23 protein-coding genes are annotated in these 22852 nt (G+C 72.6%); 8 read left to right on the forward strand and 15 right to left on the reverse strand.

Features of this window, described 5'->3' with window-relative positions; genetic code table 11:
• Positions 1-22 precede the first annotated feature (22 nt).
• The 11 genes from CXR44_RS09450 to CXR44_RS09500 form a co-directional block, all read right to left on the reverse strand.
• Complete coding sequence (locus CXR44_RS09450) at positions 23-1246, reverse strand: FAD-dependent oxidoreductase (protein ID WP_101784667.1); 1224 nt, start codon at positions 1244-1246, stop codon at positions 23-25.
• Positions 1243-1935, reverse strand: a complete 693-nt coding sequence (locus tag CXR44_RS09455; protein WP_101784669.1) for an SDR family NAD(P)-dependent oxidoreductase — start codon at positions 1933-1935, stop codon at positions 1243-1245. Before CXR44_RS09455 ends, CXR44_RS09450 begins: the two co-directional genes overlap by 4 nt.
• Positions 1932-2717 (reverse strand): sugar isomerase domain-containing protein, encoded by a 786-nt coding sequence (locus CXR44_RS09460; RefSeq protein WP_101784671.1) that lies wholly within the window; start codon positions 2715-2717, stop codon positions 1932-1934. The genes CXR44_RS09455 and CXR44_RS09460 overlap by 4 nt, the downstream gene beginning before the upstream one ends.
• Positions 2714-3592 carry an ROK family protein gene (locus CXR44_RS09465; RefSeq protein ID WP_101784673.1) on the reverse strand — a complete coding sequence of 293 codons (879 nt, stop codon included), beginning with the start codon at positions 3590-3592 and terminating at the stop codon, positions 2714-2716. The genes CXR44_RS09460 and CXR44_RS09465 overlap by 4 nt, the downstream gene beginning before the upstream one ends.
• On the reverse strand, positions 3589-5577 hold the full coding sequence (locus tag CXR44_RS09470) for a GH36-type glycosyl hydrolase domain-containing protein (RefSeq protein ID WP_101784675.1): 1989 nt from the start codon (positions 5575-5577) through the stop codon (positions 3589-3591). Before CXR44_RS09470 ends, CXR44_RS09465 begins: the two co-directional genes overlap by 4 nt.
• A complete protein-coding gene (locus CXR44_RS09475) occupies positions 5574-6374 on the reverse strand; it encodes a carbohydrate ABC transporter permease (RefSeq protein WP_101784677.1) in 801 nt (266 codons plus the stop codon). Before CXR44_RS09475 ends, CXR44_RS09470 begins: the two co-directional genes overlap by 4 nt.
• Entirely contained in the window at positions 6371-7288 is a 918-nt protein-coding gene (locus tag CXR44_RS09480) for a carbohydrate ABC transporter permease (RefSeq protein WP_101784679.1), read from the reverse strand. Before CXR44_RS09480 ends, CXR44_RS09475 begins: the two co-directional genes overlap by 4 nt.
• Entirely contained in the window at positions 7285-8571 is a 1287-nt protein-coding gene (locus CXR44_RS09485) for an extracellular solute-binding protein (protein WP_101784681.1), read from the reverse strand. Before CXR44_RS09485 ends, CXR44_RS09480 begins: the two co-directional genes overlap by 4 nt.
• Positions 8572-8640: 69 nt before the next feature.
• Positions 8641-9408, reverse strand: coding sequence for a GntR family transcriptional regulator (locus tag CXR44_RS09490; protein ID WP_180903275.1), 768 nt, complete (start codon positions 9406-9408; stop codon positions 8641-8643).
• Between the two features lie 154 nt (positions 9409-9562).
• Positions 9563-10666 carry a hypothetical protein gene (locus CXR44_RS09495; RefSeq protein ID WP_180903277.1) on the reverse strand — a complete coding sequence of 368 codons (1104 nt, stop codon included), beginning with the start codon at positions 10664-10666 and terminating at the stop codon, positions 9563-9565.
• Positions 10659-11234 (reverse strand): hypothetical protein, encoded by a 576-nt coding sequence (locus tag CXR44_RS09500; protein WP_245899017.1) that lies wholly within the window; start codon positions 11232-11234, stop codon positions 10659-10661. The genes CXR44_RS09495 and CXR44_RS09500 overlap by 8 nt, the downstream gene beginning before the upstream one ends.
• A gap of 287 nt (positions 11235-11521) precedes the next feature.
• Between CXR44_RS09500 and CXR44_RS09505 the strand changes: the two genes are divergently transcribed.
• From CXR44_RS09505 to CXR44_RS09515, 3 genes are all read left to right on the forward strand, one after another.
• The gene (locus CXR44_RS09505) at positions 11522-12058 is read left to right on the forward strand and encodes a hypothetical protein (RefSeq protein WP_101784685.1); all 537 of its coding nucleotides are present in this window, start codon (positions 11522-11524) and stop codon (positions 12056-12058) included.
• Positions 12059-12177: 119 nt separating this feature from the next.
• Positions 12178-13293 (forward strand): Vgb family protein, encoded by a 1116-nt coding sequence (locus CXR44_RS09510; protein WP_101784688.1) that lies wholly within the window; start codon positions 12178-12180, stop codon positions 13291-13293.
• A 315-nt stretch (positions 13294-13608) separates the two neighbouring features.
• Entirely contained in the window at positions 13609-14808 is a 1200-nt protein-coding gene (locus CXR44_RS09515) for a PQQ-dependent sugar dehydrogenase (protein WP_101784690.1), read from the forward strand.
• Here the strand turns inward: CXR44_RS09515 and CXR44_RS09520 are convergent.
• Positions 14759-15094: a carboxymuconolactone decarboxylase family protein gene (locus tag CXR44_RS09520; protein WP_180903278.1), complete on the reverse strand. Its 336-nt coding sequence runs from the start codon at positions 15092-15094 to the stop codon at positions 14759-14761. The genes CXR44_RS09515 and CXR44_RS09520 overlap by 50 nt on opposite strands.
• A 403-nt stretch (positions 15095-15497) precedes the next feature.
• Between CXR44_RS09520 and CXR44_RS09525 the strand changes: the two genes are divergently transcribed.
• Positions 15498-15977 (forward strand): hypothetical protein, encoded by a 480-nt coding sequence (locus tag CXR44_RS09525; protein WP_101784692.1) that lies wholly within the window; start codon positions 15498-15500, stop codon positions 15975-15977.
• 84 nt (positions 15978-16061) lie between these two features.
• Positions 16062-17081, forward strand: a complete 1020-nt coding sequence (gene glnII / locus CXR44_RS09530; RefSeq protein ID WP_101784694.1) for a glutamine synthetase — start codon at positions 16062-16064, stop codon at positions 17079-17081.
• 251 nt (positions 17082-17332) lie between these two features.
• On the opposite strand, the gene CXR44_RS09535 is transcribed toward glnII, so the two are convergent.
• Complete coding sequence (locus CXR44_RS09535; protein ID WP_101784696.1) at positions 17333-18868, reverse strand: aldehyde dehydrogenase family protein; 1536 nt, start codon at positions 18866-18868, stop codon at positions 17333-17335.
• Between the two features lie 236 nt (positions 18869-19104).
• Between CXR44_RS09535 and CXR44_RS09540 the strand changes: the two genes are divergently transcribed.
• The 3 genes from CXR44_RS09540 (at position 19105) to CXR44_RS09550 (ending at position 21575) form a co-directional block, all read left to right on the forward strand.
• Positions 19105-19908, forward strand: a complete 804-nt coding sequence (locus CXR44_RS09540; RefSeq protein ID WP_101784698.1) for an SAM-dependent methyltransferase — start codon at positions 19105-19107, stop codon at positions 19906-19908.
• 259 nt (positions 19909-20167) lie between these two features.
• Positions 20168-20461, forward strand: coding sequence for a hypothetical protein (locus CXR44_RS09545; RefSeq protein WP_144069910.1), 294 nt, complete (start codon positions 20168-20170; stop codon positions 20459-20461).
• Between the two features lie 250 nt (positions 20462-20711).
• Positions 20712-21575: an alpha/beta fold hydrolase gene (locus CXR44_RS09550; protein WP_101784702.1), complete on the forward strand. Its 864-nt coding sequence runs from the start codon at positions 20712-20714 to the stop codon at positions 21573-21575.
• On the opposite strand, the gene CXR44_RS09555 is transcribed toward CXR44_RS09550, so the two are convergent.
• A complete protein-coding gene (locus CXR44_RS09555) occupies positions 21566-22006 on the reverse strand; it encodes a nucleoside deaminase (protein ID WP_245899018.1) in 441 nt (146 codons plus the stop codon). The genes CXR44_RS09550 and CXR44_RS09555 overlap by 10 nt on opposite strands.
• Positions 22003-22851 carry an LLM class flavin-dependent oxidoreductase gene (locus CXR44_RS09560; RefSeq protein ID WP_101784704.1) on the reverse strand — a complete coding sequence of 283 codons (849 nt, stop codon included), beginning with the start codon at positions 22849-22851 and terminating at the stop codon, positions 22003-22005. Before CXR44_RS09560 ends, CXR44_RS09555 begins: the two co-directional genes overlap by 4 nt.
• Position 22852 lies beyond the last annotated feature (1 nt).

Consider the following 22852-nt stretch of genomic DNA (forward strand, 5'->3'; position numbering starts at 1 on the left):
ACCCTCCGCAGCAGGCCGACCGTCACAGCAGGGCTCCTTCCTCGCGCAGCCGCTCGCGCAGCAGGCCCGCGTCCACCTCCGCGGGCTGCACGCCCGCCTTCACCGCCAGCGCCGCGGCCGTCCCCGCGGCCTGGCCCATCGCCATGCACTGGCCCATGGACCGGGCCGACGCGTGCGCGTCGTGCGTGGCGGACAGGCAGCGTCCCGCCACGATCAGCCCGCTCACCTCGACGGGAAGCAGGCACCGGTACGGGATCCCGTAGGTGCGGAAGTCGCGCACGTACTCCCACCGGGTGCCCGACCCGGAATCGTGATCCTCGATCGGCGCGCCGCAGCGGGCGATCGTGTCGGGGAAGTCCCGCCCGGTCAGCACGTCGTCGGCGGTCAGGACGTACCGCCCGACCAGCCGGCGGGACTCCCGCACCCCGATGCGCGCCGACGTGCTCAGCAGCACGGCCGACTCGTAGCCGGGGACCTTCTCCCGCAGGAAGCGGACGTACGCGCCGACCTGCCGCCGCCCCTCCCGCTCGGCCCGTGACAGCTCGAACGGGTCCGTCGGGTCGAGGCCGCTCACCCGGGTGAGGTTGGTGTGCACGATCCCGTCCCGCACGGTCCGGTGCACCGACCCCTCGCGCCTGGGCAGGTCCGCGTCCGCCATCAGCGCGTGCAGCTCCGCCGTGCTCGTGGCGGACGGGTCCACCCCGCCCAGCCGGAACGTGGTCGTCATCGGCTGCAGCCGCATGCCCGGCCGTTCCAGGGTGGCCCCGGCCCGCCAGGCCACCTCGGCGTCACCCGTGGCGTCCACCACCACCCGGGCCCTGACCAGGAACCGGCCGGCCACGGTCTCCACGACGACACCGGTGTCCGGCACGACGTCGCACACCCGGGCGTGCAGGAGCACGTCGGCGTCCGAGGTGAGCGAGTCCCAGACGACCTTGAGCTCCTCGGGCTCGTAGGTGACCCCGGTCCCCGCGCCGTAGGTGTTGGGCCGTTCGAAGGCCGCCCCCGCCTCGAACAGCCGCTCGCACACCTCCCAGCCGATGCCGCCGACGACGCGCGGCGCCTCGGGACCGGGGGAGTAGAACCCGTAGAAGGTGTCGAGGACCGCGGCCCCCGTCCCCCCGAGGAAGCCCGCCGCCTCCACCAGCAGGCACGACGCCCCGGCGCGTACGGCGGCCACCGCGGCGGCGCAGCCCGCGCTGCCCCCGCCCGCCACCACCACGTCGCCTGCCCACAGTTCGTTCATCGCAGGTGCCACCCTCCGTCGACGGGGATGACCGCGCCCGTGGTCCGTCCGGACGACGGCGACAGCAGCCAGAGCACGGCCTGGGCGACCTCCTCCGGCCGGCACAGCCGGGCGCCGAGCGGCATCAGCGAGGGCAGCCTCGTCCGGACGGTCTCGGAGGTCTGGGCGCGGCGGCTCATCGGCGTGGCCACCAGCCCGGCGGAGACCAGGTTGACCCGCACCCCGTGCGGCGCCGCCTCGCGGGCCGCGGTCCTGATCAACGGGATCAGTGCACCTTTGGCGGAGGCGTAGGCGACGGTGCGGAAGTCGTCGTCGATCGACGTGCCCAGCACCGAGCCGATCACCACGATCGACCCGCCGCGCGGCATCGCCGGGATCGCCGCGCGCAGCAGCCGGAAGACCGACTCGTGGTTGACCCGGTGCACCTCGCTCCACGCCACGTCGGTGCAGTCGCGCACGCCGCCGTCGCCGAGCGCCCTGCCGGACATGCCGACGGCGTGCACGACACCGGAGACCGTCCCGTGCGCGGCCGCGGCCTCGGCCAGCGCCTGCTCCGCCCCGCCGGGCCGGGTGATGTCGATCCCGCCGGCCAGGTCCACGCCGAAGGCCGGCACACCCGACTCCTCCACCGCCTCGACGCAGGCGCGGCCGATGCCGCCCTCCGAGCCGGCCACCAGAACCGCGCTCATGGCTTCCCGGGCACGTCGGCCGGCTTCCTGAGCACGTCGGCGGCGCGCCGGGCGTGCTCCAGGTAGGCGGCCTCGAACAGCTCCTCGGAGCGCGGGCCGCCGACGAGCTTGGCGCTGGAGATCACCGGCGGCGTCCAGCCGCCGGCGACCAGCAGCTCCGCCGTCCGCACCTTGATCTCGTTGACCACGGAGACCGCGGCGAGCGTGCTGCCGGGACCGACCGGCTCGGCCAGGCCGTCCACGGAGCACAGCGCGTCGCCCACCGGGGTGCACAGGTCGATCACCACATGGGCGTGGTCGGCGAGCCGCGTTCCGCTGGGGTGGCCGGGCTCGACGGCTGTGGTCTCCCGCATCGAGGTCACGGCCACCACGGACAGCCCCGCCTTGCGCAGGCCCATCGCCATCTCGATCGGCACCGCGTTCAGCCCGCTGACGCTGAAGATGATCGCCGCGTCGGTCGGCCGTAGCTCGAAGTTGGCCAGGATGGCGTCGGCCAGCCCCTCGACCCGCTCGACGAACATCGCCTGCCGCATCCCGTTCGACCCGGCGACCTGCGTGTAGAACGTCGTCGACAGGTCCACGATGGGGTGGAACCCCGGATACGAGCCGTAGCGGGGGAACATCTCCTCCACGCCGATCCGGGAGTGGCCGGTGCCGAACGTGTGCACCACGCCTCCGCCGCCGATGGCTGAGCAGGCGATGTCCGCCGCCGCCGCGAGGGCCTCCTCCTGTGTTCGCTCGATCTCGCCGAGCAGCTCCATCGCCCGCCGTATCCACTTCATCCAGATCTCCCTCCATAGAGCGCGGCGCCGATCGCCCCTGCCCTCGGGCCGAGGGCGGCGGGCAGCACCGCGATGTCACCGATGAGCGGGCGCCTGCGCCCGAGCTCCTCCCGCAGGGCGACGCCCATGAGATCGAGGGCGCCGGAGACGCCGCCGCCCACGACCACCGCGCGCGCTCCGAACAGCGACGCGGCGTCGCCCAGCGCGACGCCGAGCGCCCAGCCGGCCTTGGCGAGCACGCTCACGGCCCGCTCGTCACCGGCTCTGGCGGCCGCCGCCACCGCCGAGGCCGGGCCCGCGCCGAAGGCCCGCACGATCCCCGGCCCCGCGGCGAGCGTCTCCACGCACCCCCTGTTGCCGCAGCAGCAGGGCGATCCCCACGGATCGACCGTGACGTGCCCGACCTCACCGATCTGGTCGCGGGGACCGACGAGGATCTCGCCGCGCAGCGCCACCGCGCCGCCCACCCCGGTGCCGAGAACGGCGAACAGCACGTCGGGCAGCCCTCGGGCCGCTCCCAGCCGCAGCTCCGCCAGGGCGAACGCCCGCGCGTCGTTGACCACGGCCACCGGCATCCCGGTCAGGGCGCTCAGCCGGGGGCCGGCCGGGTAGCCGTCCCAGTCGCCCGGCGGGTTCGGCACGAACAGCGCGGTGCCCGTGTCCCGGTCCACGTGGCCGGGCAGCCCGATCCCGATGCTCCGGACGTGCGGGGCGGCCAGCGCCGCCACGAGCTCCATCGTCTCGTCGGGGCCCGGCGGCGTCGCCGCGACGCCGGAGCCGACCACCGTGTCACCGTCGAGCAGCACCCACTTGGTGTCGGTCCCGCCGACGTCGACGCCGAGCCGCGTCCCGGCTCGGCCCGTGGGGCGCGTCACGGGCCGACCGTCAGGGCGCGCGAGGCGAACCGGGCGCCGTCACCCGTCGGCGGGCGCGTGCTGAAGGGCTCGACGCCGAGCAGCCGCAGGTACGCCAGCAGCGGCTGGGCGTGGCTGTGCAGGTTGGCGACGGGATACGCCTGCATGGCGATGCCGAGGTCGGCGAGGTCCCAGGTGCGGCCGGGCCGGTGGGTCTCGGGCGCCAGATAGGCGTCGGGCCCGGACAGGGTGCCCTCCCAGACGTCCGGGTAGGCGTTCGCGTGCGCGGTCAGGGACATCCGCCGCCACCACTGCCAGCCCAGCTCGGGAACGTGGCGGGCGGCGGCCCAGACGAGCGTCATGTTGATCGCGTACCAGATCGTGCCGACGCCGCCCGGGCCGTACCGGTCCCGGACGGGCCAGCGCAGCCGGGCGCCCAGCGGCGAACCGGCCGCGGCGGTGGCCTCGATCCTCCGCAGCAGCTCCACCGCGCGGCCGGGCGGGGCGGCGCCGCACAGGATCGCCCACGGCTGCACCTCCAGCCACATGTCGGAGTCGCCGACGACGGCTCCGGGACCGTGGGCGCGCCGGAACCAGCGGCCGTTCCACTCCCCGGCCACCAGCCCGCGCAGTTCCTCGCCGAGCTCGCGCGCCTCTCTCCCGGTCACCGGGTCGCCGAGCCGCTCGGCCAGCACCGCGTACCGCGGCAGCACCCAGGCGGCCATGGCCGAGTTCAGGACGGACTCGCCCTGAGCGATCATCAGCTCGCGGTCGACCCCGCTCTCGGTGATGGCCATGTCGTTCCAGTCGGCGTTCAGCATCCGCACGTGGCCGTGCTCCCCCCGCCCGACCACGTCCGTGAAGAACCTGAACTGCCTGCGCAGGTGCTCGCCGAGCGGGACCGGCGCGGCGCGGTGCAGCGGGTGGTACGGCACGGGCTCGCGGAAGGCCGCCTCCTCGCCGGTGGCGGACAGGTACTCGGCCGCCAGCCACAGCGCCCACAGGTTCTGGTCCGACGGCCGGAACAGGTCCGTCCACGGCTGCTTGTCCGGTCCGAGGGCGTAGGGCAGGTCGCCGTCGGGGCTGCCCCAGGCGCAGGTGTTGCGCAGCACGGACAGGGCCAGGTCCGGCTCGATGTGGACCAGGGGCAGCGCGTGCTGGAGCGGGTCGCGGGCGGCGCCGTTGAAGCCGTGCCTGAAGGAGTAGCACGATCCCTGGTCGAGGGTGTGCCCGCCGAGCACGCCGTCCGCGCAGGCTCCGCCGGTCAGCAGCGCCGCGTGCCACGGGATCTCGCGCTCGGCCTCGGGCGCCCGCGGCGCGGACGCCCGGGGCAGGCGGTCGCGCAGGGCGGCCAGGCTGCCCTCGAACGACGGCGCCGTGTCGTCGAGCAGGCCGTACCTGAGCTCGACCACCCGCTCGTCGTGGGCGGCGAGCAGGAGGGGGACGGCCAGTCGCCCCGTTCCGGTCCTGCACGGGTCCGCCCCGCCGAGCAGCTCCAGTTCGAGTCCCGGGTCCTCGCCCGGCCCCGCGCCGCTGACGAGGTTGACCTGGGCGGGTCTCGCCGCCCACTCCTCGGTCAGCGTCAGCCGGGCCGGCTCGCCGAGCAGGTTGCGGACGCGCAGCCGGATCAGCACCCACGGCGCCTCGCCCTCGGGGCAGAGCACGGTGCGTTCCAGGGACACCCGGTCGTCCGCCACCCGGACGATCACGAACGTCGGCCCGAATATCCGCTCGGATCCCGAAATATCCGTCGATAGTTCGCCTACGCGGGTGACGCCCGTCTCGCGCGTGAGCCACCGCAGGGCCGTGTGCTCGTCGAACAGGCCGCTCCGGCCGTAGTTGTCGGCCACCAGCGTGATCCGCCGGTTTCCCAGGTGGACGGCGTGCCGCCGGGTGGGCGGTTCGAGGATGGGGTCCCACTCGGCACGCGGATCCCGTTCCTGGTCCATCGTGTAGGAGAAGGCGGGCAACCCGTGCGCGGTGGTCCATGCGCCGAATGCGCTCACTTCTTCACGCCTCCCAGCGTCAGCCCGGCCACGTAGTAGCGCTGCAGGACGAACATCAGCACCAGGGGCGGCACGGCCGTGACCAGGGCGGCGGTGCTGACCAGGCCGATGCTGAAGTCGTACTCCGTCTGCAGCTGCGACAGGCCCACGGGCAGCGGCCACAGACGGGGATCGTTGGCCACGACGAGCGGCCAGAGCAGGTTGTCCCACTGCGCGAGGAACTGCAACAGGAAGAGCGTGAGCAGCGCCGGACGCAGCAGCGGCACCCCGACCCGCAGGAAGATGAGGAGCTCGCCCGCGCCGTCCACGCGCGCCGACAGCAGCAGCTCCCGCGGCACGGAGAGGGCGAACTGGCGGACGAGGAACACGCCGAACGCGCTCATCATGAACGGGACGATCATGCCCTGGAACGAGTCGATCCAGCCGAGCTGCCTGACGACGAGGTACATCGGCACGAGCACCACGATCGGCGACAGCGACAGCGTCCCCACGACGACCGCGAACAGCATCCGCCTGCCGGGGAACGTGAGCTGCGCCAGGGCGTAGCCGGCAGCCCCGGAGAAGACCACCTCCAGGAGGGCGACGCCAAGGGAGAGGATCATGCTGTTGCGCAGGTAGAGCGGGAAGCCGCCCTCGGCGAACAGCTGGGACAGGTGCTCGCCGAGCTGGGAGGCGTCGAAGGCGAGCCCGCCCAGATCGGTCGCGTCGGAGGCCGAGGAGAGGGCGAACATCGCGTAGACCGGCAGCAGCATGACCAGCACGACCAGCGACAGCAACGTGCCGCGCAGCGCCCTCATCCGTCGTCGCCCCCCTTGAGCACGCCGAACTGCAGCAGCGAGAGCGCGAGCATGGCGACGAGGAGCACCATGGCGATCGCCGAGGCGTAGCCCATGCGCTCGAACCCGAAGCCCGTCGCCCACAGGTAGAGCGGCAGGACCTCGGTGGCGCCCGCCGGCCCGCCCTTGGTGAGCAGGAAGGCGGGGACGAACGACTGCATCGCCCCGATCACCGCGATGACCAGCACGAACAGCAGCGTCCGGCGCAGCAGCGGGAGCGTGATCCGGGCGAAGGCCCGGAGCGGGCCGGCGCCGTCGAGCGCGGCCGCCTCGAACACCTCGCTCGGCAGCCCCTGCAGCCCCGCGGTGAGGATGATGACGAACAGTCCGAGGTGCTTCCAGGTCGTCATGACGACCAGTGCCCACAGGGCGAGCCCCTCGTCGGTCAGCCACGGCTTCGGCTCGATTCCGACGAGGCCGATCAGCGTGTTGGCCAGGCCGTGGTCCGCGAAGATCGCCGACCAGACCGTCGAGGTGGCGACGAGGGGCATCGCCGCGGGGATCAGGACCAGCGCGCGCAGGACGCCGTTCAGCCGGCCGGGCTTGCTCAGCGGGACGGCGATCGCGAGCCCGAGCACGATCGACGGGACCACGGACGCGACCGTGAACACCGCGGTGACCTCGGCCGAGTTCCAGAAGCCGGGGTCGTCGAGCATCCTGCGGTAGTTGTCCAGCCCCGTCCACTCGGGCACGCCGGCCAGTTCGTAGCTGGTGAAGCTGAGGTAGACGGCGCCGGCGAACGGCACGACCCAGAAGACGAGGAAGTAGACCGCCGCGGGGAGCGCCAGCAGGCTTCCCGCGCGGGCCTCGGCCCACCGCTGTCCCCGGCCGGACACGGTGGGGGCCGTCCGGTCCAGGCGGGCGGCCAGCGTCACAGCGCCCTCCTCATCGCCTGGTCGAAGTCCGCGGCCGCCTGCTCGGCCGTCTTCTTGCCGAAGGCCACCGCGTCGGCGGCGTCGGTCAGCGACTTGGCCATCTCCTGCCAGACGGGCGTCTGCGGGCCGAAGTCGGCGTGCGGGGCGGCCGCCGCCATGATCTCCATCGCCTTGGTGTCCGTGCTGGGCAGCTTCTCCCAGCCCTTGACCGGGGTGAGCAGGCTCGCGTCCATGAGCTGCCTGGCCGCGACGTCCGCGCGCTGCAAGTAGTCGATGAAGTGCCAGGCGGTGTACTGCAGTCTCGACTGCTCGGCGACCGCCCAGCCCCAGGTGTAGGCCGGGGCGACCGGCCGGCCGCCGTCCCAGCGCGGCAGCGGGGCGATGTCGAAGGACCTGCCGAACACGAGCTTCTTGTTCAGCGCGGGGAACAGGTCCATCGCGAACAGCCCGGAGACCACCATGGCCGCCTCGCCGGTGGCGAACAGCCCGAATCCCGACAGCGGGTTCGACAGCTTCGCGTTGCCCAGGCCGCCGTAGTAGCGCAGCGCCTCGATCCCGGCGTCCGTGGCGAGCGTGGCCGTGCCCGCGTCGGCGCTGAGAATCCCGCCGCCCTTCCCTCGCACCAGGGCGAGCAACTGCATCACCGTCCACTGGGGGTTGCCCAGGATCCACTGCAGGCCCACCTTCCTGCCGTCGGCGGAGGTGAGCCGCTTGCTGTACTCGGCGACCTCCTCCCACGTCGTGGGCGGCTTGTCCGGGTCGAGCCCGGCCTCGGCGAACCTGTCCCTGCGGTAGTACAGGCAGCAGATCGTGTAGTCGATCGGGACGCCGTAGAGCTTGCCCTGATAGGACAGCGAGGAGACGGCGCTCTGGTCGTACGTCGCGACCAGCGCCTTCTCGTCGCTCACCCCCATGGCCTTGGGGATGACCGGCGCGAGCCGGCCCTTGCGGGCGTGGCCCGCCACGGTCCAGCCGCCGATCTTGAACAGGTCAGGGGGAGCGTCTCCCGCGAAGGCGGTCAGGAGCTTGGCGTCGAGCTTGTCGACCGGCACGTAGAGCGGGGTGACGTCGACGCCGCCGAACTCCTGGAGGTAGCTGTGCAGCAGGGAGGTGAACACCGCGTCGTACGCCTTGGTCTGGTGCAGCCAGACGGACAGCTTGCCCCGCGGGACGCCGTCAGCCGGCACCGTGGCCTCCGGTTCGGAGCCACAGCCGGCGAGCAGGCCGGCCGTCGTGGTCAGTGCGGCTGCTCCGAGCAGGCGGCGCCGGGTCATCATGGTCATGCTCAACCTCCGGAAGGCAGCGCTTCGCCGCCGGTGCGGCGGCGCCGCACCGGGATCCGGCGAGGGGGGTTACTGGCCCATCAGGGCGTTCTTGGCGTCGTTGAGCTCCACGGAGAACACGGCGAAGTCACCGCGCGCGTGGCGGATGGTGTATTCGAGCGCGACCCCGCTGGCGGCGCTGGTGCTGCGGGCGGTGGCCAGCAGCGCCGCGGCGATCGGCACGCGCAGCAGCTCGGCGAGCCGGTAGTCGGCGTTGACCGCGCCGATCGTCTCCCTGCCGCTCGCGGGGGACAGGCCGTACTTCATGCGCAGCAGGTCGTAGAGCGAGCCGGTCAGGTCCTCGTCGAGGATGCCCGGCACCAGGTCGGCAGGCAGGTGGGCGCTCTCCAGCATGCAGGGCGTGCCCTCGATCAGCCTCAGCCGCTCGATGAAGACGATCTCCTGGGTCTCGTCGAGGCCGAGGGCGACGCCGACGTCGGTGCCCGCCGGTTGCCGGTGGGCCTTGAGCACCTGGGTCGTGGGCTTGCGGCCGAGCCGGGCCATCGTCTCGGTGAATCCGGCCGGGCGCGCGCCCAGCTCGGGGGCCACGGCCATCGGCGCGGTGTAGGTGCCGCTGCCCTGGCGGGCGATCAGCAGCCCTTCCTGGACGAGGTCGCCGATCGCCCGGCGAGCCGTCGCCCTGCTCACGCCGGCGTAGACCATGAGGTCCTTCTCGGCGGGGATCAGGGTGTCGGGCTCGCAGTCGCGGATGACGGCCCGCAGTCGCTCACGCAGCTGGTAGTAGAGCGGCACAGCGGCTGACGGGTCGAGGGCCAGCCGACGTTCCCAGTCGGTCATGTCGTCCATCCTAAGTTGTACGGACGACCGTATCTTTTCCGGCCGGGCAGGGCCCTGTCAACAGGCATCGCACCTACGCCGGTCGCCGGGTGTGAGGATCGCATTCCGGGCGGCCAGGGTTGACCTCTCGACGACCACGTCCGGAACGGCCGGTCTACCCGCCCCGGCCGTCCTGGCCGGGCCGGCCGTTCGCGAGAGCGGCCTTCCGCCGCCGGGAGCCGCGCAGCCGCCACAGGATCGTCACGGCCGCGAGCGCCGGCACGACGGCGAGCAGCGCGGCGAGACCGAGCGGCGAGTCGACCGACGCGGGCAGCCCCCAGGTGCCGGGCTGGTCCGGGAAGGTGAGCCTGCCTGACACGGTGCGCTCCACCTGGCCGCTGTGCAGCGTGAGCCGGAACGTCCACGGCCCGTTGGGCAGGTCCCGGCCGAGGACCGCCTCCACCTCGCCGCTGTCGCCGGGGGCCAGGGTGGTGCCGCGGACGATGGGGAACGGCCCCGCCCTCAGCGCGCTCGGACCGTCGGACAGTGCCACCTCGCCGTCGAGGTCGACGGCCCGCTCCCCGGTGTTGGAGACCGTGACCACGATCCGTGGCCGCCCGTCCTCGGTGCGCCGCGGCATGATCTTCCCGACGGTGAAGTCGGTCGGCGGGTCGCCGCCGGGGCCCACGTCCAGGTAGGCGCGCACGCCGACCCGGTTGACGAGGGCGACGTTGCCCCGCGGGCCGGGGGCGTCCGAGGAGACCTGCGCCCAGATGACGCCGTACCGCTCGCCCTTGACGGCCGTCCTGGGCACGGCGATGCTGGCCCGGACCGTCTCCCGGTCGCGCGGGCCGAGCTCCAGCTCGGCCCGGTCGAGCGTGATCCAGGACGTCAACTCGTTGGTGGCGCCTTCCGGCGCGAACGTGAACCCGCCCTTGCCGACGCTCGCGGCGCCGGTGTACACCTTCACCCGCACCGGCTCGGAGGAGCTGTTGGCGACCTCCAGCCTTCTCCTGATCGTCGAGCCGGGGTTGACGTGGTCCACGATGTACGAGCGTGCCCGCGGGTCGTCGAGCCGGCTGGCCGGAACCTCGACCAGCCGGATGCCCACCGTCCCGGCGCCGCCGGCGTCCTTGTCGGCCGCCCTGATGGCCGCCTCTCCGGTCGCCCGGTCGGGCGTCCCGCCGGGCAGCGCCGCGGCCGGGGCCGCGCCCGTACCGTGCAGGAGGATCGCGAGAAGTGCCGGAGCCGCCGCCTGCAGGAAACGGGGGCTAGGCAACGGAGTGGCTCACCGTGCCGGTGTAGAGGCCCGCCACGGCGCCGGCGGGGATGTCGACCACGACGGTCGGGGTCCAGGCGGCGGAGTTGTTGCCGGACCCGGTCGTCTTGCTGAACGCGGTCCGCGTCTGGTCGAGGACGACCGCCGAGGCGGCGTTGAGCTGGCCGGCCACGAAGGTGCCGGTGCCGGTCGTGGACGTTGCGGGCCCCGACCAGTAGCGGACCGCGGTGTTCGGCACCGTCTCGGCCGCCGTGCCGCCGCCGGTGGTGAAGTCCGTGGCGGTCACCGAGGCGATCCACGTCGCGGTGAGCGCGGCCCGGTCGTCGACCACCGTCACCGTGCCGATCTCGTCGGACACCTGGGATCCCGCGCCTCCTGTCCCGATGCTGACAGGGCCGTCCGGAACGGAGATCTCCAGTCCGTCACCGGCGGACACCGTGAACGTCACCGTCGTCGGGCACGTGGTCGACGGCGCGCAGGTGCCGGCCCACGAGGGCACCGCGACCGCCGTGGCCACCATCGCAGCGGAAACGCCCACCCAAAGGGCGCCGAAACGGCTCTTGAGCACTGCCCATCCCCCCAGAAAAGCCCGCTCCCGGTCATGAGCGGATGTACGTGATCACATCCTGCTCCGCGCGCGCGAAGGGGAAACGGCGGCCACGCGTGCCAGGTCACTCCTTTGTCGTGATCTGCCGATCCTTGGGATCCGGTGCTTTCCGCGCCTTCTCCTTGCGCGCTGTTTGCCATCCACGGGCGTGGCTGGCGGAGGGGGCGGCGTTCCGGCGGCCTAGGCTGCCCATCGGTCTTTCACATGCCCTTGCACGAGATCGGGTTTGGCGGCGGCAGAGGAGGAAGGTGCGGACGATCCCCTCACTGGCGGTCTCGCTGGTGCTGGCCACGGCGCTCGGCGACGCCACGGCCTGGGCCGCCGCGAATGCCCGGCAGACCCTGGTGGTGCAGCGCGTGTTCCCCCTGGAGATCATCGTCGCGAACACGGCTCTGATGGGCGCCACGCGCGCCGGCAACATGATCAGCGCCTCGCTGGGCCAGGTGACCGTCAACGACACCCGGACGGGCAACCGCAACTGGCGGGCGGTCGTGTCGGCCACGAACTTCGTCACCGGCACCGGGGCCGGATCCCAGACCATCTCCAACGCCAACATCGCGTACTGGTCGGGTCCCACGACCGCGTTCTCGGGCTCCGGCTCCCGCACCCCCGGCCAGAGCACCTTCGCGCAACGGGTGCCGCTGTCCGCGCAACAGACGGCCTTCCGCGCCTCCAAGGGGCTCCAGCCGACGTCCACGAGCTGGACCCCGACGCTCGTCATCGCCATCCCGGCCTCCGCGCCCATGGGGACGTACACGGGCACCGTCGTGCATTCGGTCGCCTGAGAGGGTCGCCCGCGAATTGGGCGACACCTGACCCGCCACTGACGTGAGAGCCCGCTGGCGGACGGTCGCGCCGCGAGATATTCGGTGCGTTCTTTCCGCAGCGACCTGGAAGGATTCTCTTGCGCAAGCGCACGCGATTCCTCGCATACCCGCTCGCCGTCATGGCCCTGGCCATGACGGCGGCCGTGCCCGTGTCGGCCTCGGCGCCCCCCTCCGCCGCCGAGACCCAGATCCGGCCGTGGGTCCGGCTCTGCCTGAAGCTCAAGCAGCGCCCCACCCACCGCAACATCCGTTGCCGCTTCCCGCGCCCGCCCCGCAACGAGCACGCCCTGCGCGCCGCCGAGGCCAAGCGCGTGCCGACGATCTCCGAGATCTCCATCCCGACCAACCCCGCGACGCCCATCGGCATCACGAACGGCCCGGACGACAACCTGTGGTTCACCGAGAACTACGGGAACAAGATCGGGAAGGTCACCACGGCGGGCGTGTTCACCGAGTACTCGCTGCCCACCGCGGGATCGGAGCCGGCGCACATCACCGTCGGTCCGGACGGCGCCCTGTGGTTCACCGAGGCGGTCAACAACAAGATCGGGCGCATCACGACGAACGGGACGATCACCGAGTACAGCCTCCCCACCAGCGCCGCCTACCCGTGGGGCATCACGACCGGCCCCGACGGCGCGTTGTGGTTCACCGAGATCGACGCCAACCAGGTCGGGCGCATCACCACGTCGGGCACGATCACCGAGTACGCGCTGCCGACCAGCGGCGCGTTCCCGTCGCTCATCACCACGGGCCCGGACGGCAACCTGTGGGTGACCCAGTCGCTGGCGGCGAGCGTCGCCCGCATCACGCCCAGCGGGACGATCACCGAGTTCCCCGCGCCGAACTCGGGCGTGATGCCGGTCGGCATCACCGGCGGCCCCGACGGCAACCTGTGGTACACCGACGTCGCCGGAGCGGTGGGGTCCATCACCACGTCCGGGACCTTCACCGAGTACACGCTCAACGACGTCAACGCCTACCCGTGGGGCATCACGCTGGGGCCGGACAACAACCTGTGGTTCGCCGAGCAGGGAGCCGCCAACATCAGCAGCGTCACCACGTCCGGCACGATCAGCCGGCACGCGCTGCCCACCTCGCTGTCGGGACCGTTCCAGGTCGCCCTCGGCTCCGACGACAACCTGTGGGTCACCGAGGACTACGTCGACAAGCTCGCCGTCGTCACTCCCTGACGGCCCGGGCCGGGCCGGCGGCTCCCGCTGACGCGGGCCGCCGGCCCACGGCACGGACGGCGGAAACATCCGTGGGGGCGGTGCGCCGCATCGGTCCGCCCGGACGGCGGCGCCTCGCGGACCCCGCGGTCCGCCGGAACGGCCGCTCCCCGCGGACCCCGCGGTCCGCCGGAACGGCCGCTCCCGCAGACCCTGCGTCCGCCCGGACGGCCGCTCCCCGCGGACACCGTGGTTCGCCCGGACGGCCGCGCCCCGCGGACACCGTGGTTCGCCGGAACGGCGGCGTCCGCGGACGCCCGGGGGCAGGATGGGGGGATGCGCCCCGCCCTCGCCGCGTTGCTCGCGGCGGTCACCGTGAGCTCGGCCCTGGTCGCGTGCTCCGGCACCGGACCCGCCGCCCCGACGACCGGCACGCCGACGGCCAGGGAGCCCGCCCCGGCCACCGCACCCACCACCGCACCCACCGGCGACTCCACCGCCGCGCCGGGCGCCGGGCGGTTGCGCTTCACCGAGGTGGCGCGGTTCGACCGGCCCGTCGCGCTCGCCGCCCGCGCCGGCGACGACCGGATCTACGTTGCCGAACAGGGCGGCAGGCTGCGCACCCTCGACGGCGGAACGGTGGTGGACCTGTCAGGAGAGGTCAGCGGCGGCAACGAGCAGGGCCTGCTCGGCGTGGCGTTCGACCCGTCAGGCCGCCGGCTCTACCTCGACTGGACCGACCGCGCCGGCACCACCCACGTCACCGAGTGGGCCTACGACGGCCGCCGCGCCACGGCCCGGCGCGACGTGCTCACCCAGCGGCAGCCGTACGCCAACCACAACGGCGGCCAGCTCGCCTTCGGCCCCGACGGCCACCTCTACATCGCCCTGGGCGACGGCGGCGGCTCGGGCGACCCGCAGGGCTCCGGCCAGGACCTCGGCACGCTGCTGGGCAAGATCCTGCGTATCGACCCGCGCCCCCGCGGCGGCAGGCCGTACCGGGTGCCCGCGGACAACCCCTTCACCGGCCGGGCGGGCGCGCGGCCGGAGATCTGGGCGTACGGGCTGCGCAACCCGTGGCGGTTCGGCTTCGACCGGGAGACCGGTGACCTGTGGATCGGCGACGTCGGGCAGGACCGCTGGGAGGAGATCGACCGCCAGCCGGCGTCCTCCACGGGGGGCGAGAACTACGGCTGGAACCTGCGCGAGGGCGCGGACCGGTACGGGGACGGCGCGGACAGGGGCGGCCTGACCGACCCGGTGATCACCTACCCGCTCGGTGAGGGGGGCAACTGCTCGGTGATCGCCGGGTTCGTCTACCGGGGAGCGCGGATCCCGTGGCTGCGCGGCATGTTCCTGTACGGCGACTTCTGCGCCGGATGGGTCAGGGCCACGCCCGTCGCGGACCCCGCGCGCGATCGTCAGGTGGGGCAGGTGGAGCAGCTCTCGTCGTTCGGCGAGGACCGCGACGGCGAGCTGTACGCGCTCAGCCTGCGGGGTCCGGTGTATCGGATCGAGGCCGCCGAACCCGCTTGATCAGCTCCTCCACCTGGGTGTTCAGCCGCGCTCCGCGCGACCAGCCCGCGTAGTGGGTGAGGAAGACGACGACCTCGCGCAGCTCGCCCTCGCCGAGCTGGCCGGTGCGCAGCGCCGCGTCGAGCTGCACCTCCACCTGGTCGTCGATGCCCTGGCCGACGAGCAGCCCGAGCAGCAGCAGGCGGCGTTCGCGTGTCGAGAGCACCTCGCGTGACCACACGTCGGCGAACTGGCGCTCGGCCGTCATCCCGAAGGGATCGACGGTCTCCATCGCTGGCTCTGTCATGGGGCGCTCCCGATCGGAGGAATCCTCATCTGTTTCCTACTTTCTGAGAGGAACCAATGACAGGTTGCAAGAAGGTTGGATGCCACCGGCCCGGGCCGGGCGCAGATCCCCCATCATGATCATCGAGTGGCGGGTCACAAGCAAGGCCGACCCGTGGGGGCGACCCGATCAAGCCGTGTCACCTGGTCATATGCCCCGTCCGGCGCTGGCCGGGCACGACGACGGCGTCGGCCTGACTACACCTGCGTACGCGCGGAGGAAGACCGCCCTTACGCCTGCGACCGGTCGCCGCACGGCTCACGCGGCTCTGCCGGCCCCGAGGACGTGCGCGCCGGTGGGCGGGGCAGGCGACTCCGGTCGCCGGCGGCATGAACCGCCACGACGCCGCCACCGTCGTACGGGTATGCGCCGCCTCCTCACGCTCCTCGCTCTCACCGCCCTGACCGGCTGCGGGCTCGCCGAGCCGCGCGAATGCACCATGATCGGCACGCCGGTCGGCGTGGGGGTGACCGTGGAGCCGCCGCTGGCCGCCAGGGTGGCGGCGGCCGAGGTGGAGGTGTGCTGGGACGGCTCCTGCCACCACCCCCCGCTGGAGCTCCATCCGGAGACGCGGGCCGGTGAGCAGACCTGCGTGGGCGAGAGCTGCTCGGCCAGGATGGAGCCGACCGGCGGCGTGACGGGGTTCGCCGAGGTCGCGGGACTGCCGAAGCGGCCCGTACGGATACGGTTGACGCTGCGCGACCCGCTCGGGACGCAGGTCGCCGACACGGCGATCGAGGTCACCCCCGAGGGGCGCTTCCCCAACGGGCCCGACTGCGGCGAGGGCGGGCCGAACGCCACGGTGGTGGTCGACCGTCACGGCACGGCCCGGTCACGCGATTAACACGACGTTCACATTCGGGCAAAAACCGGGAAACGGGCAGCCGTAAGACTCGGCGTGGCTGAGAGAAACCCGAAAGGACCGGTCGTGACCTACAAGGCTGAGTACATCTGGATCGACGGCACCGAGCCCACCGCTCTGCTGCGCTCGAAGACGAAGGTCCTCGCCGATGGCGTCGAGCCGCCGGTCTGGGGATTCGACGGGTCCAGCACCAACCAGGCCGTGGGCCACTCCTCCGACCGCGTGCTGCGTCCGGTGTTCACCTGCCCGGACCCGATCCGCGGCGGTGACAACGTCCTGGTGCTCTGCGAGGTCGAGGAGATCGACGGCGCCCCGCACGTCAGCAACACCCGCGCCCTGCTGCGCCCCATCGCCGAGCAGTACGCCGACCAGGAGTCGTGGTTCGGCATCGAGCAGGAGTACACCTTCTTCAAGGGCAGCCGCCCGCTCGGCTTCCCCGAGGGCGGTTTCCCCGCCCCGCAGGGCCACTACTACTGCGGCGTCGGCGCCGAGGCCGTCTTCGGCCGCGAGATCGTCGAGGTGCACCTCGACCGCTGCATCGCCGCGGGTCTGAAGATCTCCGGCATCAACGCCGAGGTCATGCCCGGCCAGTGGGAGTTCCAGATCGGCCCCGCCGGCCCCATCGAGGTCTCCGACCACATGTGGGTCGCCCGCTACCTGCTCTACCGGACGGCCGAGGAGTTCGGCGTCGAGGCCACCCTCGACCCCAAGCCCGCCCGCGGCGACTGGAACGGCGCCGGCGCGCACACCAACTTCTCCACCAAGGCCATGCGCGAGAGCTACGAGGCCATCATCACCGCCTGTGAGGCGCTCGGTGAGGGCGACAAGCCGATGGAGCACGTCACCCAGTACGGCGCCGACATCGAGCTGCGCCTGACGGGCCACCACGAGACCGCCCCGTGGAACAAGTACTCCTACGGCGTCTCCCACCGCGGCGCCTCGGTCCGCATCCCGTGGCAGGTCGAGGTGGACAAGAAGGGCTACATCGAGGACCGCCGCCCGAACGCCAACGTCGACCCGTACGTGGTCACCCGTCTGCTGGTCAACACCTGCTGCGCGGCCCTGGAGAAGGCCGGCCAGGTCTGAGACCGGCACTGACCGTCAGCAGAGGGAACGCGGGCACCCCCGATGGGGCCCGCGTTCCCTCTTATCCCTGGGAACCTGTCACCCACTGCGGACTGTCGCACCACGACTGCGTTCCGTAGTCGGGGACGTCGTCATCCTCGCACGCCCGGGCCCGCCGTGGCGGGCCGCGCGGTCAGGAGGGGGTGGCCACGCGGCCCGGCGGGATTGCTTTCTTGCACCCGGGTGGAAAAGACCCGGCGGCGGGTGCCGGCCTAGAGGCGGAAGCCCAGGTCGGGCGTGATGTCGGCGACGTCCATCTGCGCCTTCTGCAGGCGGCCCGAGTGGTCCCAGTTCATCGCCTGCCAGCGGGTGAACTGGTCCAGCACCCACATCCCGGACTGGCGGCTGCCGTTGCCCGACTTGCCGTTGCCGCCGAACGGAAGGTGCGCCTCGGCGCCGGAGGTGGAGTTGTTGACGCTGACCATCCCGGCCGAGATGCCCTCGCGGAAGCGGAAGGCGTTCGTGGCCTCGGTCGTGTAGATCGAGCTCGACAGGCCGTAACCGGGCAGGTTGGCCAGTTCGAGCGCCTCGTCGAGGGTCCGGAACGTCGTCACGCCCACGACGGGCCCGAACGTCTCCTCCAGGAACAGCCGGTCCGACGGGCGCACGCCGTCGACGACCACCGGGTGGTAGTAGAGGCCGCCCTCGCCGGTGAAGGCGCCGCGGGGGTTGTCCGCGGTGATCCTGCCGGTGGCGCCCGACACGACCTCGTGGTGCGGCTGGATCCAGGTGAGGTACTCCTCGTAGCGTTCGGCGAACTTCTGGTCGAGCAGCGGGCCCGCCAGCACGTCGCCGTCCGGCGCGCCGATCGCGGCCTCGCGCACGGCCCGCGCGAACCGCGCGACGAACTCGTCGTGCACGCTCTCGTGCACGATGACCGTGCCGAGGCTGGTGCAGCGCTGCCCGGCGGTGCCGAACCCGGAGAACAGCGCGCCCTCGACCGCCAGGTCCAGGTCGGCGTCCGGCATGATGACCATCGGGTTCTTGCCGCCCAGCTCCAGGCAGGCCGACTGCAGGTGCCGCCCGGTGAGCTCGCCGACCTTGCGGCCCACCTCGCTCGACCCGGTGAAGCCGACCTTGTGCACGGTGCCTTCCTCCAGCGCCCGCTCCAGCCCGCGGAACGTCTCGGCGCCGTCGGCGAACACCACGTTGAGCACCCCGTCCGGCAGGCCGGCCGCGGCGAACAGCCGGTAGAGGGCGTGCCCGGAGGCGGCGGCGTACTCGGCCGGCTTCCACACCACCGCGTTGCCGCACAGCAGGGCCGGCACCAGGTACCAGGAGGGCACGGCGACGGGGAAGTTGCCGGCGGTGATCACCGCCGCCACGCCGACCGGGTTGCGGAAGGTGAACAGGTTCTTGTCCGGCATCTCCGAGGGCACGGTCTGCCCGTACAGGCGGCGTCCCTCGCCGAGGAAGAAGTCGCACGTGTCGACGATCTCCCGTACCTCGCCCAGCGCCTCGGCGTACGGCTTGCCGATCTCTTCGGTGACCAGCCGCGCCAGGCTCTCGGCGTTGGCCTCCACCAGCCGCCCGATCGACGCGATCACCCGGCCGCGGACCGGCGGCGGCACCTTGGCCCACTCCCGCTGCGCCTCCTTCGCGGTCCGGCAGGCGGCCGCGAACGTGTCGGCGTCGGCCAGCCCGACGGCGGCCACGACCTCGCTGGTGCGGGCGGGGTTGGTGGACTGGTAGGTGCTCATGCCGGCGGCGTCCTTGCCACCCACAACGGAGACGATCTGACGGGTCACCAGGGTCCTCCTCGTAGTTCCTCCGCCAAGACAACCATCTCACCGCAAGAATCCCAACCCGCCCCCACCTCGTGCGGCCGCACCGGGCACGCGGACATGCGCGCCGCCGGGAAGCCTCCTCGCCGCCGGGGAAGGGGCGAACGCGTACGAGCCGGACCGGCTGTGCGGATTGGGGTGCACGTTATGACACCGTTCACCACTATGATCACTTGTGCCGTCCTAGAGGAAGGATCTCCGTGGCCGAGACGCCGGACGAGTGGAAGAGCGCGATCGACAGCACCCGGCCCAGCATCGCGCGGGCCTACGACGTCGTTCTCAACGGCAAGGACAACTTCGAGGTCGACCGGGCCTTCGTCGCCGAGATCGTGAAGGTCGTGCCGGAGATCTACGACGTGGCCACCTACAACCGGCAGATCCTGGGCCGCGGCGTGCGTTTCCTCGTGGAGCAGGGCATCAGGCAGTTCATCGACCTCGGCTCCGGGCTGCCCACCGTGGAGAACACCCACCAGGTCGCCCAGCGCGCCGACCCCGCGTGCAAGGTCGTCTACGTCGACAACGACCCCATGGTGCTCGCGCACGGCCGGGCGCTGCTCGCGGAGAACGACCGGACCGCGGTCGTCACCTCCGACCTGCGCGACCCGCAGGCGATCCTGGGCGACGCGGCCGTCAAGCGGCTCCTCGACCTCGACCGGCCGGTCGCGGTGATGCTGGTGGGCGTGCTTCACCACCTGCACGACGACGAGAACCCGCGCGGCATCGTCGAGGCCTACATGGACGCCGTCCCGGCCGGCAGCTACCTGTTCGTCACCCACTTCTGCGCGTCGAGCCCGGACTCGCGTGACGCCGAGAAGAAGTTCCTCGCCCTGCTCGGCACCGGGCGCTTCCGCACCGAGCCGGAGATCACGGCCTTCTTCGACGGGTTCGAGCTGCTGGAGCCGGGCGTCGTACCGCTCCCGTTGTGGCGGCCGGACGGTCCCGTCCCCGCGGAGCTGACGGTGGGGCAGCGGCTCATGTACGGCGGTATCGCGCGCAAGAGCTGACCGTCGCAGGCGGAGCGTCCACGATCACGGCGAACCTCGCCGGGGCGCTCGCGCCGGTCGCCCTCGGGAGACATATGCCCTAGTGGGCCGACATTTTCTGTCTCTCCATCGTCGTGGGTGATCTACGGACCGGGCGCCGTGCATCGAATGGGGGCCGGAACGCTCTGCTCTGGGTCAGCTTCCTGGACACGGGTTCGGCGCCCCCCGAACACTGGTTACTGCCGGAACGCACCCGCACACCGGCAGAGAGGGGACAGCCATGCCCCGCGGATCACGCCCCGTGCTCGTCGGCTCGTTTCTGCTCGCGATACTTGTCACCGGCTCGGCCGAGGTCGCGGTGGCCTCGGGCCCCACGGTGGAGCAGGCCCCGGACGTGACAGCGCGTCCGGCGACCCTCGGCATCCCGTGCACCAGCATCCCGTTCGAACGGCTGCGGATCAACTGCGTGGCCAAGGAGGTACGGGAGAGACGGACGATGCGCCGCATCCGTAGCGATGACCGGCGCCGGTACCGCCGCGACAGGGACCGGGAGCGGCGCGACCGTATCGACTGACCATCGCACCTCCATGACCGTGGACATCCTCACGACGACGGCCGACGGTGACCCGCTCGCGGCCCGCACGCGGATGGTGCCGCCGCTCGCATCGTGACCGCCTGCTTCGTCGTGGGGATGTCCCTCCGTCACCCCGGACGGCGCGGCCACCGTACCGGCGACCGGCGTCAGCGGCACCCGTCTCCGCAACAACTCCTTACGCCATAAGCTATTGTGGTCCCACCAACTCTTTATGGCTTAAGGAGATCCCGTGCCCGAAGCGAAACTGCACGACGGAGCCACCATCGAGCTCGAGGTGCGCGGCGACGGCCCCGTCGTCCTGCTGCCCGTGAACCCGACGCCGGTCGAGGGGGAGCAGGCCGAGCGGATGCGCGCGTGGGGGGCCGACCCGGCCATCGGCCGCACCCTGATCGACGGGCTGAGCGACGCCTTCCGCGTGGTCGCCTTCGACTACGAGGGCCACGTCGAGGCGTTCCCCAAGGCCGCCACCCTCACCCCGGAGAACGTCGCGGCCGACCTGCTCGCCGTGGCCGACGCCGCCGGCGCGGAGCGCTTCGCCTACTACGGCTACTCGTGGCTCGCGCTCAGCGGCCTGCAGCTCGCGATCCGCACCGACCGGCTGTCCGCCCTGGTCATGGGCGGCTTCCCGCCGGTCGGCGGGCCGTACGCCGAGATGCTGGCCGTCACCCGCGCCGCCCACGAGATGGCGCTCAACCCGGCGCCGAGCTCGCAGGAGACCTACGACTGGGCCAAGGCGGCGGAGGAGCACGACTGGGACAGCGTCGAGACGGTGCGCACACCCGAGCAGACCGGGCAGTACGTCACCCTGTACGAGGGGCTGCGCGGCTTCGACGACCTGGCCGCCCAGGACGCGCTCGGCTGCCCGCGGCTGTGCTTCGCGGGCTCCGCCGACGTCATCGAGTACGGCGAGAAGTGGGGCGGGACGCGCGTCGACATCGCCGGCCCGTTCCTGCGCCGCCGTGCCGAGCTCGAAGCCCTCGGCTGGGACGTACGGGTGCTGGACGGCCTCGACCACATGGGAGCGATGCGGGGCGCGACCGTCCTGACCGTCCTGCGGCCCTGGCTGGAGGAGCGCCTCCTCGGTCAGAGGTAGTAGCCCGCCACGGCCGCCCGCGCCTCGTCGTGCAGGTGCGGCCCGTCGAGCCGCACCCCCGGGCCGGCGGCGGGCGGCTTGAGCGCGGCGAGCTGCTCGTTCGACAGCGCGAAGACGACACGGCCGAGGAAGGAACGCTCGATCGCGCCCGCGCACATGCCACACGGCTGGCAGCTCGTGTACATCGTGGTCGTCGCCGCCGCGTCCGGGGTCAGCTCGCGGGCCGCCCAGCGGGCCAGCTTCAGCTCCGGGTGCGCGGTGACGTCGCCGCCGGAGACCGTCGTGTTGCGGTCCTCGGCGAGCACGGTCCCGTCGGCGCCCACCAGGAGCGAGCCGAACGGCGGGTCACCGGCCGCCCGTGCCTCGGTTGCCAGCTCGATGGCGCGGCGCAGGAAGCGCTCCTCGTCGGGTGTCATCTCGTCGGGTGTCATGAGGTCTCCAGGCAGAGTCGGGCGGCCACGGCGGCGAGGTCCCGCCAGGCCGCCTGCGGGCGCAGGGTCTCGCGCGGGTCGCCGCCGAACGGGTCGAGCACGACGGTGCCCGCGCCGAGCAGGGCGAGCTCTTCCAGGTCGGCCGCCACCTGGTCGATCGTGCCCTCGCCGGCGAGCCGGCCGGGGCCGGTGACCGGAGAGGACGTCAGCCGCAGCACGACGCGGGGGGCGAAACCGGGCACGGGCCTCCCCTCCTCGGCGGCGACGGCCTTCATCCGGCCGGCGGCCTCGCGCAGCCACGGCAGGGTGTTGCGCAGCGGGTGCCAGGCGTCGCCCAGCCGCACCGCGCGGCGCAGACCGGCGTCGCTGTTGCCGCCGACCCAGAGCGGGATCGTCCCCGCGCGGTAGTCGCCGGAGTCGGCCCAGGCGGCGCGCAGGGTCGTCAGCAGCTCGTCGGTCAGCGCCCCGCGCCGCTGGAACGGCGCCCCGAGCGCCGCGAACTCCTGCCGCGCCCATCCGACGCCCACGCCCAGCACCAGCCGCCCGCCGCTGAGATCGTTGAGGTTGGCCGCCATCCTGGCGACCAGCAACGGGTGCCGGTACGGGGCGATGAGCACGGTCGTGCCCAGCCGGACCCGGTCGGTGACCCCGGCCAGCCACGACAGGGTGGTGAACGGCTCGTAGAACGGCGCCGGATACTGCTCGGCGACATCGGGCGTGACCGCGACGTGGTCGGAGACCATGAGCAGGTCGAACCCGAGCCCTTCCACGGTCCGCGCCCACCGGCGCAGCGTGGCGGGGTCGGTGCCGGGGCCGAAATTGGGAACGTTGACGCCTATCTGCACC

The organism is Nonomuraea indica (genome assembly GCF_002850745.1).
GTDB lineage: Bacteria > Actinomycetota > Actinomycetes > Streptosporangiales > Streptosporangiaceae > Nonomuraea > Nonomuraea indica.

Coding starts and splice junctions, on each gene's coding strand:
- CXR44_RS09555 (WP_245899018.1), bottom strand. CDS start 22,006: ATGACACCCGACGAGATGACACCCGACGAGGAGCGCTTCCTGCGCCGC.
- CXR44_RS09545 (WP_144069910.1), top strand. CDS start 20,168: ATGCCCCGCGGATCACGCCCCGTGCTCGTCGGCTCGTTTCTGCTCGCG.
- CXR44_RS09450 (WP_101784667.1), bottom strand. CDS start 1,246: ATGAACGAACTGTGGGCAGGCGACGTGGTGGTGGCGGGCGGGGGCAGC.
- CXR44_RS09525 (WP_101784692.1), top strand. CDS start 15,498: ATGCGCCGCCTCCTCACGCTCCTCGCTCTCACCGCCCTGACCGGCTGC.
- CXR44_RS09460 (WP_101784671.1), bottom strand. CDS start 2,717: ATGAAGTGGATACGGCGGGCGATGGAGCTGCTCGGCGAGATCGAGCGA.
- CXR44_RS09475 (WP_101784677.1), bottom strand. CDS start 6,374: ATGAGGGCGCTGCGCGGCACGTTGCTGTCGCTGGTCGTGCTGGTCATG.
- CXR44_RS09520 (WP_180903278.1), bottom strand. CDS start 15,094: ATGACAGAGCCAGCGATGGAGACCGTCGATCCCTTCGGGATGACGGCC.
- CXR44_RS09490 (WP_180903275.1), bottom strand. CDS start 9,408: ATGACCGACTGGGAACGTCGGCTGGCCCTCGACCCGTCAGCCGCTGTG.
- CXR44_RS09515 (WP_101784690.1), top strand. CDS start 13,609: ATGCGCCCCGCCCTCGCCGCGTTGCTCGCGGCGGTCACCGTGAGCTCG.
- CXR44_RS09485 (WP_101784681.1), bottom strand. CDS start 8,571: ATGACCATGATGACCCGGCGCCGCCTGCTCGGAGCAGCCGCACTGACC.
- CXR44_RS09455 (WP_101784669.1), bottom strand. CDS start 1,935: ATGAGCGCGGTTCTGGTGGCCGGCTCGGAGGGCGGCATCGGCCGCGCC.